General features: G+C 74.0%; 13 protein-coding genes and 2 tRNA genes. 9 read left to right on the top strand and 6 right to left on the bottom strand.

Features of this window, described 5'->3' with window-relative positions:
• The first annotated feature begins 1 nt into the window (after position 1).
• Both ACIRBX_RS18580 and ACIRBX_RS18585 read left to right on the top strand, forming a co-directional pair.
• Positions 2-1,639: an ABC-F family ATP-binding cassette domain-containing protein gene (locus ACIRBX_RS18580; RefSeq protein ID WP_402297936.1), complete on the top strand. Its 1,638-nt coding sequence runs from the start codon at positions 2-4 to the stop codon at positions 1,637-1,639.
• An 86-nt stretch (positions 1,640-1,725) separates the two neighbouring features.
• Entirely contained in the window at positions 1,726-1,995 is a 270-nt protein-coding gene (locus ACIRBX_RS18585; protein WP_402297937.1) for a hypothetical protein, read from the top strand.
• A 32-nt stretch (positions 1,996-2,027) separates the two neighbouring features.
• On the opposite strand, the gene ACIRBX_RS18590 is transcribed toward ACIRBX_RS18585, so the two are convergent.
• Together ACIRBX_RS18590 and ACIRBX_RS18595 are read right to left on the bottom strand one after the other, a co-directional pair.
• On the bottom strand, positions 2,028-2,726 hold the full coding sequence (locus ACIRBX_RS18590) for a class I SAM-dependent methyltransferase (protein WP_402297938.1): 699 nt from the start codon (positions 2,724-2,726) through the stop codon (positions 2,028-2,030).
• Positions 2,727-2,803: 77 nt separating this feature from the next.
• Positions 2,804-3,766, bottom strand: coding sequence for an NAD(P)/FAD-dependent oxidoreductase (locus ACIRBX_RS18595; protein WP_402297940.1), 963 nt, complete (start codon positions 3,764-3,766; stop codon positions 2,804-2,806).
• Positions 3,767-3,849: 83 nt separating this feature from the next.
• Here ACIRBX_RS18595 and ACIRBX_RS18600 point away from each other — a divergent pair, with 83 nt between their 5' ends.
• From ACIRBX_RS18600 to ACIRBX_RS18615, 4 genes are all read left to right on the top strand, one after another.
• Positions 3,850-4,449 carry a helix-turn-helix domain-containing protein gene (locus ACIRBX_RS18600; RefSeq protein WP_402297942.1) on the top strand — a complete coding sequence of 200 codons (600 nt, stop codon included), beginning with the start codon at positions 3,850-3,852 and terminating at the stop codon, positions 4,447-4,449.
• A gap of 66 nt (positions 4,450-4,515) precedes the next feature.
• A complete protein-coding gene (locus ACIRBX_RS18605; protein ID WP_402297943.1) occupies positions 4,516-5,190 on the top strand; it encodes a nitroreductase family protein in 675 nt (224 codons plus the stop codon).
• A gap of 97 nt (positions 5,191-5,287) precedes the next feature.
• Complete coding sequence (locus tag ACIRBX_RS18610) at positions 5,288-5,881, top strand: GNAT family N-acetyltransferase (RefSeq protein WP_402297945.1); 594 nt, start codon at positions 5,288-5,290, stop codon at positions 5,879-5,881.
• A 222-nt stretch (positions 5,882-6,103) separates the two neighbouring features.
• Positions 6,104-8,092: a TerD family protein gene (locus ACIRBX_RS18615; protein ID WP_402297946.1), complete on the top strand. Its 1,989-nt coding sequence runs from the start codon at positions 6,104-6,106 to the stop codon at positions 8,090-8,092.
• Between the two features lie 7 nt (positions 8,093-8,099).
• On the opposite strand, the gene ACIRBX_RS18620 is transcribed toward ACIRBX_RS18615, so the two are convergent.
• The 4 genes from ACIRBX_RS18620 to ACIRBX_RS18635 form a co-directional block, all read right to left on the bottom strand.
• Entirely contained in the window at positions 8,100-9,095 is a 996-nt protein-coding gene (locus ACIRBX_RS18620; protein ID WP_402297948.1) for a hypothetical protein, read from the bottom strand.
• 129 nt (positions 9,096-9,224) lie between these two features.
• Complete coding sequence (locus ACIRBX_RS18625; RefSeq protein ID WP_402297949.1) at positions 9,225-9,716, bottom strand: peptidylprolyl isomerase; 492 nt, start codon at positions 9,714-9,716, stop codon at positions 9,225-9,227.
• A gap of 60 nt (positions 9,717-9,776) precedes the next feature.
• The gene (locus ACIRBX_RS18630; protein WP_402297950.1) at positions 9,777-10,286 is read right to left on the bottom strand and encodes a flavoprotein; all 510 of its coding nucleotides are present in this window, start codon (positions 10,284-10,286) and stop codon (positions 9,777-9,779) included.
• Positions 10,287-10,409: 123 nt separating this feature from the next.
• Positions 10,410-11,366 (bottom strand): aldo/keto reductase, encoded by a 957-nt coding sequence (locus ACIRBX_RS18635; protein WP_402297952.1) that lies wholly within the window; start codon positions 11,364-11,366, stop codon positions 10,410-10,412.
• 158 nt (positions 11,367-11,524) lie between these two features.
• On the opposite strand from ACIRBX_RS18635, the gene ACIRBX_RS18640 reads away from it, so the two are divergent.
• From ACIRBX_RS18640 to ACIRBX_RS18650, 3 genes are all read left to right on the top strand, one after another.
• Positions 11,525-11,598: transfer RNA gene (locus ACIRBX_RS18640), tRNA-Ser, on the top strand.
• 8 nt (positions 11,599-11,606) lie between these two features.
• Positions 11,607-11,679: transfer RNA gene (locus ACIRBX_RS18645), tRNA-Ala, on the top strand.
• A gap of 78 nt (positions 11,680-11,757) precedes the next feature.
• Positions 11,758-13,062 (top strand): SDR family oxidoreductase, encoded by a 1,305-nt coding sequence (locus ACIRBX_RS18650; RefSeq protein ID WP_402298423.1) that lies wholly within the window; start codon positions 11,758-11,760, stop codon positions 13,060-13,062.
• The last annotated feature ends 164 nt before the right edge of the window (positions 13,063-13,226 follow it).

Here is a 13,226-nt window from a genome sequence, read left to right on the forward strand (position 1 = left end):
CATGAGTGCCACTCTCGTAGTCAAGGACCTGAGCGCCGGCCACGGCGACCGCATCCTCTTCTCCGGCCTGGACCTGGTCGTCGCCCCCGGCGACGTGGTCGGGCTGGTCGGGGTCAACGGTGCGGGCAAGTCGACCCTGCTCAAGCTGCTGGCCGGGCTGACCACCCCGGAGGGCGGCTCGCTGAAGCTCAGCCCGCCGACCGCCAACGTCGGCCACCTCCCGCAGGAGCCGGAGCGCCGCGAGGGCGAGTCGGTCCGCGACTTCCTGGCCCGCCGCACCGGTGTGGCCGCCGCCCAGACCGCGCTGGACGAGGCCACCGAGGGCCTGGTCGAGGGCCGCCCCGGCGCCGACGACGCCTACTCCGTCAGCCTGGACCGCTGGCTCGACCTGGGCGGCGCGGACCTGGAGGAGCGGGCCGAGGAGGTCGCCGCCTCGCTCGGCCTGGCGGTCAGCCTGGACCTGCCGATGACGGCGCTCTCCGGCGGCCAGGCCGCCCGGGCCGGGCTGGCCTCGCTGCTGCTCTCCCGCTACGACGTCTTCCTGCTCGACGAGCCCACCAACGACCTGGACCTGGACGGCCTGGAGCGGCTGGAGTCCTTCGTCAAGGGCCTGCGCGCGGGCACCGTGCTGATCAGCCACGACCGCGAGTTCCTCACCCGGACGGTGACCAGGGTGCTGGAGCTGGACCTGGCCCAGCAGCAGGTGAACCACTTCGGCGGCGGCTACGACGCCTACCTGGAGGAGCGGGCGGTGGCCCGCCGGCACGCCCGCGAGGACTACGAGGAGTACGCCGACACCAAGGCCGGGCTGGAGGCCCGGGCCCGGATGCAGCGCGGCTGGATGGAGAACGGCGTCCGCAACGCCCGCCGCAAGTCCAGCGACAACGACAAGATCGGGCGCGCGATGCGCACCGAGTCCACCGAGAAGCAGGCCGCCAAGGCCCGGCAGACCCAGCGGATGATCGAGCGGCTGGAGGTGGTCGAGGAGCCGCGCAAGGAGTGGGAGCTGCGGATGGAGATCGCCGCCGCCCCGCGCTCCGGCTCGGTGGTGGCCACCCTGCGCGGGGCCGAGGTGACCCGGGGGGACTTCTCCTTCGGCCCGGTCGACCTGCAGATCGACTGGGCGGACCGGGTGGCCATCACCGGCGCCAACGGCGCGGGCAAGTCCACCCTGCTGGCCGCCCTGCTCGGGCGGCTCGAACTCACCGGGGGCAGCGCGGTGTTGGGCTCCGGCGTGCTGGTCGGCGAGGTGGACCAGGCGCGCGGCCTGTTCCTCGGTGACGAGCCGCTGCTGGACGCCTTCCAGGCCGCCGCCCCGGACGCCAACCCGGAGGACGTCCGCACCCTGCTGGCCAAGTTCGGCCTGAAGGCGGCCCACGTGCTGCGCCCGGCCGACACCCTCTCCCCCGGCGAGCGTACCCGGGCCGCCCTCGCCCTGCTCCAGGGCCGGGGCGTCAACCTGCTGGTCCTGGACGAGCCGACCAACCACCTCGACCTGCCCGCCATCGAGCAGTTGGAGTCGGCCCTGGAGTCCTACACCGGCACCCTGCTGCTGGTCACCCACGACCGCCGGATGCTCGACGCGGTCTCGGTCAACCGCCGCCTCCAGGTCGCCGACGGCAGGGTCACCGAGCTCTGACGACCCGCCGCCTGCGGGATCCCGCCCGACGAACTCCCCTCGGGAGCAACGGGTTTGGGATCCCGCAGGCGGGCCAGACGCGGTCCATGAGACATCCGACCTCGATCATCTCGCTGGTGGCCCACGTCCTGGCCGCCATCCTCGTCCTCTGGATCCTGCTGGACCTCTTCGGCGCCAACACCGGCAATCCGGTGGTCAACTGGTTCCACCACGCCGCCGACTGGCTGTCCGCCTGGTCCCGCGGACTCTTCACGGTGAACAACCACACCGGCCAGACCCTGCTCGACTACGGCATCCCGGCCGTGGTCTACGTGGTCATCGGCAATCTGGTCACCCGCCGCCGGTCGGTGGCCTGACCCGGGTGCGATCCGCCGTGCGCCGTCCGCGGTCAGCGGTCCCGGCGCAGGCGGAGCAGGTTGTCGGTCCGGGTGCCCGGCGTGCCGTCCGGCGCCGGGAAGTCCCGGGGCTCCAGCTGGCTGCGCTCCACCGTCCAGGCGCCCTCCGGGAGCCGGAGCGCGGCGAGCACGTCGTCGGTGCTCGGGAAGACCATCCCGGGGTGCATGTCCGGGGCCCAGGACGGGTGGCCGAAGTGACCGACGACCAGCAGCGTGCCGCCGACCGCCACGGCGGACGCCGCCGCGCGCAGGATCACGTTCCGGTCCAGCTCCACCTCCGGCGGCGAGTGCAGGAAGTGCGCCGAGACCAGCTCGTACTCGCCCGCCGGGAAGGAGACGCCGAAGTCGTGCCGCTGCCAGTCGATCCGGGCCGCCACCTCGGGGCCGGCCTGGGCCGCATGGGCCACCGCGCGCTCCAGGGCCACCTTGGAGACGTCGACCCCGGTCACCGTCCAGCCCCGCTCGGCCAGCCAGATGGCGTCCGCGCCCTCGCCGCAGCCGAGGTCCAGCGCCCGGCCGGGGGCCAGCTCAGCCACCTCCCGGACCAGCGTCGGGTTCGGGTTCCCGCTCCAGATCCGCTCGCTCTCGCTGTACCGGCCGTCCCAGAACTCCTCGACCGCCGCCGCGCCGCCACCCCCGTGGCCGTGCTGGTGACCGTGGCCGTGCTGGTGACCGTGCTCGTGCTCGCCCATGCCCTGCTTCTCCTCTGAGTGAATGATCGTGGGATCCCGCCTGCTCCGGTGCGATCCCGTGGGAATCCGAAGGTCCGTCAGGCCGCCGGGGCCCGGTACGCCTCGACCGCCCGGCGGGTGTCCTCGGCGGTCAGGTCGGCGTTGACCGCCGCACCGGCCCGGACCCCGGCCGCCGCTGCCGCGACCACCTGGTCCATCAGGCCGGTCACGTTCCCCGCCAGCCAGACCCCGGGCACCGCGCTCGCGCCGAACGGGTCGGCCGGGTAGTGGACGCCGAAGACGTGCCCGTCCCGCTCCTGCTCGGCCGGCACCAGGCCGAGCGAGTCCAGCAGCGCCGAGCCCCGGGCGGTCAGCCCGGTGGTGACGGCCAGCGCCCGGCACGGGACGAGCCGGCCGTCCGCCAGCCGCAGTCCGTCGAGCCGGCCGTCCGGGCCGGCCGCCACCTCGGCCACCGCGCCCTCCACCAGCGTCACGCCCCGGGCCGCCAGCTGCTCCCGCTGCTCCGCACCGGGCTCGGGCCCGGTGTGCAGGAAGAGCGTGATCCGCTCGCTCCACTGACGCCACATCAGCGCCTGGTGCACCGCGAACGGCCCGGTGGAGAGCACGCCGATCTCCTGGTCACGGACCTCCCAGCCGTGGCAGTACGGGCAGTGCAGCACGCCCCGCCCCCACTGCGCGGCCAGCCCGGGCAGCTCCGGCAGCCCGTCGGCCAGGCCGGTGGTCACCAGCAGCCGGGCCGCCGCCACCTCCCCGCCGTCGGCCAACCGGACGGTGAAGCCGTCGGCCCCGCGCTCCGCCGCCACCGCCGTGCCCTGCCGCAGCAGGCCGCCGTAGCCGCGCAGCTCCTCCCGCCCGGCCGCCAGCAGCTCGCCGGGCTGGGTGCCCTCCCGGCCGAGGTAGCCGTGCACCCCGTCCGCCGGGGCGTTCCTCGGCCGCCCCTCGTCCACCACCAGCACCGAGCGCCGGGCCCGGGCCAGCGTCACCGCACCGCTCAGGCCGGCCGCTCCGCCACCGACCACCACCACGTCGTACCGTTCCACCACGGCCTCCCTTCCACGTCCCCGAGCCTGCACCCGGCCCCCCGCGATTGACAAAGAACCTTGCCGAAGCAGCAAATGGACGGATGGACTTCGAACCCGTACTGACCGCCGTCGGCCCCCGCCTGCGGACCCTGCGGCAGTCCCGCGACCTCACCCTCAGCCGGCTCGCCGAGACCACCGGCATCTCGGTGAGCACCCTCTCCCGGCTGGAGTCCGGCCAGCGCAAGCCCACCCTGGAGCTGCTGCTGCCGCTGGCCCGGGCCTACGGGGTGCCGCTGGACGAGCTGGTCGGCGCCCCGCCCACCGGCGACCCGCGGATCCACGCCCGCCCGTTCACCCGGCACGGGCGCACCTTCATCCCGCTGACCAGGAACCTCGGCGGGATGCACGCCTACAAGATGGTCATCCCGCCCGGCCGGGTGCCCGACGGGGTGCCGGTCGAGCAGGGCACCCACGAAGGCCACGAGTGGCTGTACGTGCTGTCCGGCCAGCTGCGGCTGCACCTCGGCGAGCACGACCTGGAGCTCAAGGCCGGCGAGGCCGCCGAGTTCGACACCCGCACCCCGCACGCCTTCGGCAACGCGGGGGACCAGCCGGTGGAGTTCCTCAGCCTGTTCGGCGCCCAGGGCGAGCGGATGCACGTCCGGGCCCGCCCCGCCGAGGGCGGTGGCCGCACCGGCTGAACCGGGCCGGACCGGGCGTGGTCCAGACCTTCCCCCGACGGGCCGTCATGTGCTGTGCTGTGCGCCATGGTTGACACCACCGCACCGGCGGCCACCCACCCCACCGTGCCGCTCCGTCCGATGACCGTCCCCGCCCACGAGGCGGCGGCCCGCACCCAGGCCTTCCACCAGGTGATGGACCAGCGCCGGACCGTCCGCGACTACTCGACCCGGCCGATCCCCGAGGAGGTGATCGACTGGGCCATCCGCACCGCCTCCACCGCGCCCAGCGGCGCACACGTCCAGCCCTGGCGCTTCGTGGTGATCACCGACCCGGAGCGCAAGCGCCGCCTGCGCGAGGCCGCCGAGGCCGAGGAGCGCGAGTTCTACGACCACCGGGCCTCCGAGGAGTGGCTGGCCGCCCTGGCCCCGATCGGCACCGACTGGCGGAAGCCGTTCCTGGAGGACGCCCCGGCCGTGATCGTGGTCTTCGAGGTCCACAAGGGCCCGGACTCGCCCCGGCCCTACTACACCAAGGAGTCGGTGGGCATCGCCGTCGGCTTCCTGCTCGCCTCGCTCCACCAGGCCGGCCTGGCCACCCTGACCCACACCCCGAGCCCGATGAAGTTCCTCAACGAGGTCTGCGACCGCCCGCAGGAGGAGCGCGCCGCGTACGTCATCCCGGTCGGCTACCCGGCCGAGGGCGCCAGGGTGCCGGACCTCGAGCGCAAGCCGTTGGACGAGGTCCTGGTCCGGCTCTGACGGACCGTCCGCACGCCGGAGCCCGAGCTCCCGGAGCCGGACTCCGCTCGGCGGGAAACCCGTGGTGGGAGCGGTAAAGGGAAGGCATAATCCGCGCATGAGCGAGACCAACCCAGAAGCCGCCCCCACCCACCCTCCGATCAGCACCGGCCGCCCGCCGGAGCTGATCGCCCTCCCGAACGGCGTGCACCTGCGCCGCCGCAGCCTGGCGGACTCGGAGAGACTGAACGCGGCCACCGTGGGCAACCTCGACCACCTGCGCCCCTGGATGGAGTGGGCGGCCACCGCCCCCACCCTGGCCCAGACCCGGGAGCTCGCGGTGGCCGGCGTCACCGCCTGGGAGGACGGCACCGACTTCATGTACCTGGCCGGCCTCGACGAGGACCCGGGCAGCGTGGTCGGCGCCTTCGGCCTGCACGGCCGGATCGGCCCCGGCGCCCTGGAGATCGGCTACTGGGTCTCCGCCTCCCACACCGGCCGCCGGATCGCCACCGAATCCGCCGCCGCCCTCACCGAGGCCGCCCTCGCCCTCCCCGGCATCACCCGGGTCGAGATCCGCTGCGACGAGGCCAACCACCTCAGCGCGGCCATCCCCCGCCGCCTCGGCTACCGCCTCGACCGCACCGACGACTTCACCCCCACCGCCCCGGCCGAGACCGGCCGCAAGCTCATCTGGGTCAAGGAGTCCTGAGCTCACGTCAGGCGGAGCGGCCCGCCGTCCGCCGGGCGGGGCCGCTCCCACCTGCGACGGATGGCCCACGCACCGATCCCGTCGTTCCGCTCTTCACCGAAGCCGCACAAGAGTAGGCTCCAGCTGCCGATCCGTCACATGCCATCGGCACACCCACTCTTCACAGGCCACCCCCGTGCCCCGAGGTGGCCCGGCTCCCCGGGGGGACCCAGCGTGCACGACATGCTCAAAGGCGCCAACGTCGGTCTGAGCGCCCTCACGACCGAGCCCGATTCGCTCATCGTGAGTCTCGGGTGGAGCAGCCCCACCGGTGAGGGCGACGCCGACGTCTCCGTGCTGCTCCTCACCCCGGAGGGCAAGGTCCGGAGCAACGCCGACTTCTTCTTCTACAACAACCCGGCCGCCGCCGACGGCAGCGTCCAGCTCCTCGGCCAGCACCTGGCCGAGGGCGGCACCGAGGACCGCATCCAGCTCGACCTCTCGGTGGTACCGGCCGAGGTCGAGCGGATCGTGATCGCGGCGAGCCGTCACCAGCGGGCCGCCTTCGGTCAGCTGGAGGATCTCCGGCTGGGCCTGGCCGACGCCTCCGGGGAGCAGCTGCTCACCTTCGCGATCGAGGACGCCGACACCGAGAGCGCCTTCGTCTTCGGCGAGGTCTACCGGCGGGCCGGGGAGTGGAAGTTCCGTGCGGTGGGGCAGGGTTACGACACCGGTCTGGCCGGGCTGGCCACCGACTTCGGCATCGACATCGAGGAGGACGACGGCGCCGGGGAGCTGCCCGCGACCCCGCTCGCCGAGGAGACGGCCGCGACCATCCCGGCGCCGGCCACCGAGGAGCCGGCTGCCGTGGAGCCGGCCGCCGCAGAGCCGGTGCCCGCGCCCGTGACCACCGCCGTGGCCGTGCCGCCGCCGGCCGCCAAGCGGCTGCGCACCGCCCGCAAGAAGGTGGTCCTGCCCAGGGAGGCCAAGAAGTCGCTGGCCGAGAACGACTCCTGGCACACCGCCCGGCTGTTCCCCGCCACCTCGCTCAAGAACGACCACGAGCGCGAGACCCGGGCCACCTCGGTGCTGCTCTCGGTGATGGCCCAGGTGCCGGAGTTCGGCCGCCGGCTGACGGCCGCCTTCGGTGCCCCGGCCGGGCGGATGGAGACCTTCACCGAGGTCCGACTCCCGCACGGCGAGACCCCGAAGCGCCCGGACGGGGTGATCCGGGTCGAGCGGGCCGGGCGGCTGTGGACGGCCCTGGTCGAGTGCAAGACCAACGGCAATCCGCTGAAGACCGATCAGGTCCAGGACTACATGGACATCGCGGCCCGCCGCGCCTACGAGGCCGTCATCACCGTCTCCAACGACGTGGCCCTGGAGGGCCGGCCGCTGGTCGACGTCAAGATAGACCGCCGCCGCAAGCACAAGGTCGGGCTCTGGCACCTCTCCTGGGCCGAGGTCACCCACCAGGCGAAGATGCTGATCCGGCACGAGGGCGTCAAGGACCAGGCGCACGCCTGGCTGCTCCAGGAGTTGCTGCACTACCTCCAGCACGAGAACTCGGGCTGCCACGGCTTCCAGAACATGGGCCCGGCCTGGGTACCGGTGCGCAAGGAGATCGAGGCCGACCTGCTCGCCCCCGGCGACCCGCGCGCCGTCCAGGTGGCCGAGAGCTGGGAACGCCTCACCCGCCGGGTCTGCCTGGAACTCGGCGGCGAACTCGGCGTCCGGGTCCTGCCCGTGGTGAAGCGGGCCCGCCGCGACGAGGACGCGCTCAGCCGTCTCACCGCCTCCGCCGACCGCCTCGCCGCGGAGGGCCGGCTGGTCGCCGAGCTCCGGATCGACGGTGCCCCCAGCACCCTCGCCCTCACCGCCGACCTGCGGGCCGGCAAGCTCCGCACCTCGATCGAGATCCCCGCCCCCGAGCAGGGCTACCCGCTGAGCTGGGCCAAGCGCCTGATGAAGCAACTCGCCGACGCCCCGGCCGACCTGCACGTCGAGACCCTCACCGACGGCACCGCCCAGGGCCCGCGCGGCACCCTGGAGCGCCTGCGCCCGGAGCCCGGCGGCCTGCTCCCCAAGGACGGCTCCCGCCCGACCGCCTTCCGGCTCTCCCTGCTGAAGACCGTCGGCAACACCCGGGGCAACGCCGAGACCGGCTTCATCCGCAGCGTCGACACGGCGGTGGAGCGCTTCCACTCCACCGTGGTGGCCGCCCTCACCTGACGGCCGGTCAGGACAGCTGCCAGCGGGGCGGGTGTGCCGGGTCGGCCGGGCAGGTGAAGACGTGCAGGTCGCGGTCCCGGCCGAAGCGCAGGCGGGTGGGCTGGGCGAGGAAGGTCCCGTGCCGGACCGACTCCTTGCCGCTGAACGCCGGGTCGCGGTCCTCCAGCGGCACCCAGCTGTGCGAGCCGCCGTCCGCCTCGGAGCCCTCGGCCGTCAGCAGCAGCCGCATCGGGGCCGCGCAGCGCTCGCAGTCGACGGTCAGCGGGCCGGTCGAGGCCCAGCTGGGGTACCCGCCGACCCGCCAGCCGGGCGGGATCGAGAGGTCGTACTGGTAGCAGGGGGCGTCGGGACCGTGCTCGGCGAGCCGGGCGTCGTCCCAGGCGTCGATGTCCGCGATCAGCGCGGCCGGCAGCGTGTCGTCCTCCGCCCACGGGTAGGTGTCCACCTCCTCCGGGTGCAGCACGCAGGGCTCGGGCAGTTCGTGCTCCCAGGGGAGCACCGGCACCTGGGGCGGGTCGGTGAGGAGGCTCCCGGCCCGCTCCGTGCGGTCGGCCCGTCGCCACCGCAGGTGGTAGCGGCGCTCCAGGTGCGGGCCGTGGGTGAGGGGACAGCGGAAGAGCTGCACCAGGTCGGCGTCCCCCGGTCCGGCGGCCAGGCCCGGGACGTCACGGCGGAAGAGCTGGGCCAGTGCGGTGAAGGGCACCGGGCCGTCCAACCCCGGGGTGCCCGGTGGGGGCCAGGGACCGCTCGACGGCCAGGCCCCGGACGCCCGGGCGGCGCGGATCGCCTCGGGGGTGTAGCCCTCGGTCTCGCGCTGGTGCGGCTCGTGGCAGCGCGGCCACGGCTCGTCGGCCGGCCAGAGCAGCGGCCCGCCGACATGGCTGTCGTGCGCGCCGGGCTCCCCTGGACGCGGGTGCAGCCGGGTGCTCCGGGCCCGGTACGGCGCGAGCCCCGGGAGCACGGTCTCCACGGAGACCGGTCGGGGCGGCGTGGTCCTGGTCATGCCCGGGACCGTACGGGGACGGGCCGCTGACGCGCCATCGGTTTGCAGGCGGGCAGTGAGCCGCCAAGCGGTGAATCCCGTCCCGGGGCCGGACGTCGGTGCGGCCCCGGGACGTGGGTGTCATCGGGCTCAGACGGTGCCGGAGTCCTTGATGACGATCTTCTTCGAGGTGCGGCCGGACTGGCTGCCGAAGCCCTCGATCGCCTTGACGACGTCCATGCCCTCGACGACCTCACCGAAGACGACGTGCTTGCCGTCGAGCCAGTCGGTCACGATGGTGGTGACGAAGAACTGCGAGCCGTTGGTGTTGCGGCCGGCGTTGGCCATCGACAGCAGGCCCGGGCGGTCGTGCTTCGCGGTGAAGTTCTCGTCCGCGAACTTCTCGCCGTAGATGCTCTTGCCGCCGGTGCCGTCGCCACGGGTGAAGTCGCCACCCTGCAGCATGAAGGCCGGGATGACCCGGTGGAAGGTGGACTCCTTGTAGCCGAAACCGTGCTGACCGGTCGCCAGCTCGCGGAAGTTCTGGGCGGTCTTCGGGACCACGTCGTCGTACAGCTTGAAGACGATGCGGCCCAGGTCCTCGCCGTCGGCGGTGACGTCGAAGTAGACGTTCTCGCTCATTGCTCTGCTCCTCGTGATGGGGATGTCGTACCCCCGAGAGCATATGAGAGAACCGGCCCGCTACGGGCCACCGACCTCCACAAGGGCCTGTGACCATGGCAGGTCCGGGGTGGGGAGCAGCACCCGGGCGCCCGCCTCGCGGAGGGTGGCGAGGCTGCGCGGGTACTGCGGGTGGGCGGCCAGCGCGTCGTTCACGCACGGCAGCACGGCGACCGGGACGCCCTTGCCCAGGGCCTCGGCGGTGTAGCCGACCACCCAGGAGGAAGTCAGGCCCTGGGCGAGGGAGTTGATCGAGTTGAAGGTGGCCGGGCCGAACAGGATCGCGTCCGGTGCGGGGAGCAGGTCGGGCTCGCCGGGGCGGCGGTAGCGGGCCTTCACCAGGTGGCCGGTGAGCTCGGTGAGGGCCGGGATGTCCGGGGCCAGCCAGTCGGCGGCGGTGGAGGTGAGGCCGAGGCAGACGTCCCAGCCGGCTGCCTGGGCCTGCTCGATGACGGTGCGGATGCCGAGCACCGGGAAGGCGGCGGTGCCGAAGAGGTACAGGACGCGGGGGGCGGGCGGCGGCGGGGGCATCGGGCCATGCAAGCGCGCGGAGGGCGGCATGGGCAAGCCCGGCCCCGCGTGTCAGCGGGGCCGGGCCGGTGGGGCGGCGGGACCGGGCCGTTCAGGGGGTGCGGCCGGGCCGGTGAGGGGGTGTCAGTAGCGGTCGCCGACCGGGGCCGGGAGGGCGTCCAGCTCGGCCAGGTCCTCGGGGGTGAGGGCCAGCGAGGCGGCTCCGGCGTTGTCGGCCAGGTACTTGGGGGTCTTGGTGCCGGGGATCGGGATCACCAGGCTGCCCTGGGCGACCACCCAGGCCAGCGCCACCTGGGCGGGGGTCGCGCCGTGCCGCTCGGCGATCCGGCGGACGGTGTCGACCAAGGCCTGGTTGGCGGCCAGCGCGTCGGCCTGGAAGCGCGGCAGGGTGGCGCGCCAATCGTCGGCCGGCAGGTCGGCGGTGGAGCCGAAGCGGCCGGCCAGGAAGCCCCGGCCGAGCGGGGAGAACGGCAGGAAGGCGATGCCGTTGGCCTCGGTGTACGGGAGCACCTCGGCCAGCGCGTCCCGGGTCCAGAGCGAGAGCTCGGACTGCACGGAGGCCACCGGGTGGACGGCCTGCGCCCGCCGGATCTGGTCCACCGTCACCTCGGAGAGCCCGAGCCGGCGGACCTTGCCCGCCGCGACCAGCTCGGCCATCGCGCCCCAGGTCTCCTCGACCGGCACCGCCGGGTCGATCCGGTGCAGCTGGTAGAGGTCGACGTACTCGGTGCCCAGTCGGCGCAGGCTGTCGTCGATCGAGGCCCGGACGTGCTCGGGCCGCCCGTCGTTGCCGACCCGGGCCCCGCCGAGGCCGGCCACCAGGCCGACCTTGGTGGCCAGCACCGCCCGCTCGCGGTACTCGCCGGCGAGACCCTGCCCGACCAACTCCTCGTTGTCGAACGGCCCGTAGACGTCCGCCGTGTCGATCAGGGTGACCCCGAGGTCCAGCGCCTCGCGCAGCACCCGCACCGAGGCCGCGTCGTCCCGCCCCTTGGGGTCGTAGGCCCAGGTCATGCCCATGCAGCCGAGCCCGATCACGCCGACCTCGGGGCCGCCGGTGCCCAGGGTGGTGTTGCGCATGCTTGTCTCTCCTCCGGTCCGACCGATCGTGCGTCGGCCCACCCTGCCCCCTGGGGTCCACCCCAGGTCAAGAGCGCCGCGCGGGTTCTGTCAGTACGCACACCCACCCCGCATATTCGGATGATCCCGCGCACCCCCGCCCGCTAGCATGTGCGGACGTCCGGGCGTAGCGCAGAGGCAGGCGCATGCCTTGCTCAGGCAGACACGCCGGTTCGAATCCGGCCACCGGACGGCCCGGACGGTCCCGTAGCGCAGAGGCAGACGCACCTCCTTCGCAGGGAGGGTCACGTCGGTTCGAATCCGACCGGGGCCGGACGGTGCGAAAAGAGGTGGGGGGACCGTGCAGCAGGACGAGTTGACGGAGCAGGAGCTGGCCGCCTTCGAGCGGACCATGGGCCGCCTGCGCAAGCTGCCGGTGAACCACCCGGTGCGGCTGCGGGCCGAGCGCAACAGCGACTCCTTCCTCCGGGAGAGCCGCAAGCTCCGCCACCGCGACCGGATCGCGGCCGACGCCGCACTGATCGCCTCCACCGCCACCGGCGGGCTGACCCGGCGTGAGGACGCCCCGCTGCCGGAGCGCGACGGCACGCCCGCCGGGCAGTTGTTCCGAGCCCGGCACTGCTACGTCTGCAAGGCCGCCTACCGGCAGTTGGACGGCTTCTACCACCTGCTCTGCCCGGCCTGCGCCGCCGACAACACGGCCTACCGCAGCCTCTCCACCGATCTGCGGGGCCGCCGCGCGCTGCTCACCGGCGGCCGGGTGAAGATCGGCTTCCAGCTCGCCCTGATGCTGCTGCGGGACGGCGCCGAACTGATCGTCACCAGCCGCTTCCCGCACGACACCCTGCGCCGCTTCCGGGCCGCCGAGGGCAGCGCGGCCTGGCTCGACCGGCTCTCGGTGGTCGGCATCGACCTGCGCGACCCGCGCCAGGTGCTGGGCCTGTGCGAGGAGCTGCGCCAGGACGGGCGCCCGCTGGACATCCTGGTGAACAACGCGGCGCAGACCCTGCGCCGCCCGCCCGAGGCGTACGCGCTGCTGGCCGCCGGGGAGGCCGAGGCCCTGCCGCCCGGCGCACCGGTGCGGAGCGCGCCCGGCTTCCTGCCGATGCCGGCGCTGACCGCCGCCTGGCCGGCCGCCGAGCTGACCGCGCGCCCGCGGACGGGCGAGGTGCTCCCCGAGGCGGACGAGGCCGGGCTGCTCCCGGACACCGCCCCCGCCAACTCCTGGTCGGCCCGGCTCGGTGAGCTGGACCCGGCCGAGGTGCTGGAGACCCAGCTGGTCAACTCGCTGGCCCCCGCGCTGCTCTGTGACCGTCTGCTGCCCCTGCTGCTGGCCTCGCCGCACCCGCACCGGTACGTGGTCAACGTCACCGCCGTGGAAGGCCGCTTCGAGGTCCGCAACAAGACCGGCGGCCACCCGCACACCAACATGGCCAAGGCCGCGCTCAACATGCTCACCCGCACCAGCGCGGCCGAACTCGCCGACCAGGGCGTGCACATGTGCGCGGTGGACACCGGCTGGATCACCGACGAGAACCCGGCCCCGAAGAAGTCCCGGATCGCCGGTCACGGCTTCCGGACCCCGCTGGACGTGGTCGACGGCGCGGCCCGGGTCTACCACCCGATCGTCCGCGGCGAGGCCGGGGAGCCGTACTCGGGCGTCTTCCTGAAGGACTACCGGGAAGCCGCCTGGTGACCGGCGCGGCCTCCGAGTCGACCGGTACGGCGGCGCACCCTCAAGGGCCGGGACCGCTGGCGGACTGACCGCGCACCGGGCGGACCGCGCACCGGGCCGGCCACCGCCGAGCGGATCGACGTCCCGGTCGGGAGCGCGCTGCCGGACGGCCGGCTCGGCCTGCG

The organism is Kitasatospora sp. NPDC096147, from assembly GCF_044763225.1.
GTDB lineage: Bacteria > Actinomycetota > Actinomycetes > Streptomycetales > Streptomycetaceae > Kitasatospora.

What these genes read in the sequence shown, in the direction of transcription:
- ACIRBX_RS18585 (WP_402297937.1), top strand. Translation starts at nt 1,726, where the DNA reads ATGAGACATCCGACCTCGATCATCTCGCTGGTGGCCCACGTCCTGGCC.
- ACIRBX_RS18635 (WP_402297952.1), bottom strand. Translation starts at nt 11,366, where the DNA reads ATGCGCAACACCACCCTGGGCACCGGCGGCCCCGAGGTCGGCGTGATC.
- ACIRBX_RS18625 (WP_402297949.1), bottom strand. Translation starts at nt 9,716, where the DNA reads ATGAGCGAGAACGTCTACTTCGACGTCACCGCCGACGGCGAGGACCTG.
- ACIRBX_RS18650 (WP_402298423.1), top strand. Translation starts at nt 11,758, where the DNA reads ATGGGCCGCCTGCGCAAGCTGCCGGTGAACCACCCGGTGCGGCTGCGG.
- ACIRBX_RS18600 (WP_402297942.1), top strand. Translation starts at nt 3,850, where the DNA reads ATGGACTTCGAACCCGTACTGACCGCCGTCGGCCCCCGCCTGCGGACC.
- ACIRBX_RS18610 (WP_402297945.1), top strand. Translation starts at nt 5,288, where the DNA reads ATGAGCGAGACCAACCCAGAAGCCGCCCCCACCCACCCTCCGATCAGC.
- ACIRBX_RS18630 (WP_402297950.1), bottom strand. Translation starts at nt 10,286, where the DNA reads ATGCCCCCGCCGCCGCCCGCCCCCCGCGTCCTGTACCTCTTCGGCACC.
- ACIRBX_RS18605 (WP_402297943.1), top strand. Translation starts at nt 4,516, where the DNA reads ATGGTTGACACCACCGCACCGGCGGCCACCCACCCCACCGTGCCGCTC.
- ACIRBX_RS18590 (WP_402297938.1), bottom strand. Translation starts at nt 2,726, where the DNA reads ATGGGCGAGCACGAGCACGGTCACCAGCACGGCCACGGTCACCAGCAC.
- ACIRBX_RS18620 (WP_402297948.1), bottom strand. Translation starts at nt 9,095, where the DNA reads ATGACCAGGACCACGCCGCCCCGACCGGTCTCCGTGGAGACCGTGCTC.
- ACIRBX_RS18580 (WP_402297936.1), top strand. Translation starts at nt 2, where the DNA reads ATGAGTGCCACTCTCGTAGTCAAGGACCTGAGCGCCGGCCACGGCGAC.
- ACIRBX_RS18615 (WP_402297946.1), top strand. Translation starts at nt 6,104, where the DNA reads ATGCTCAAAGGCGCCAACGTCGGTCTGAGCGCCCTCACGACCGAGCCC.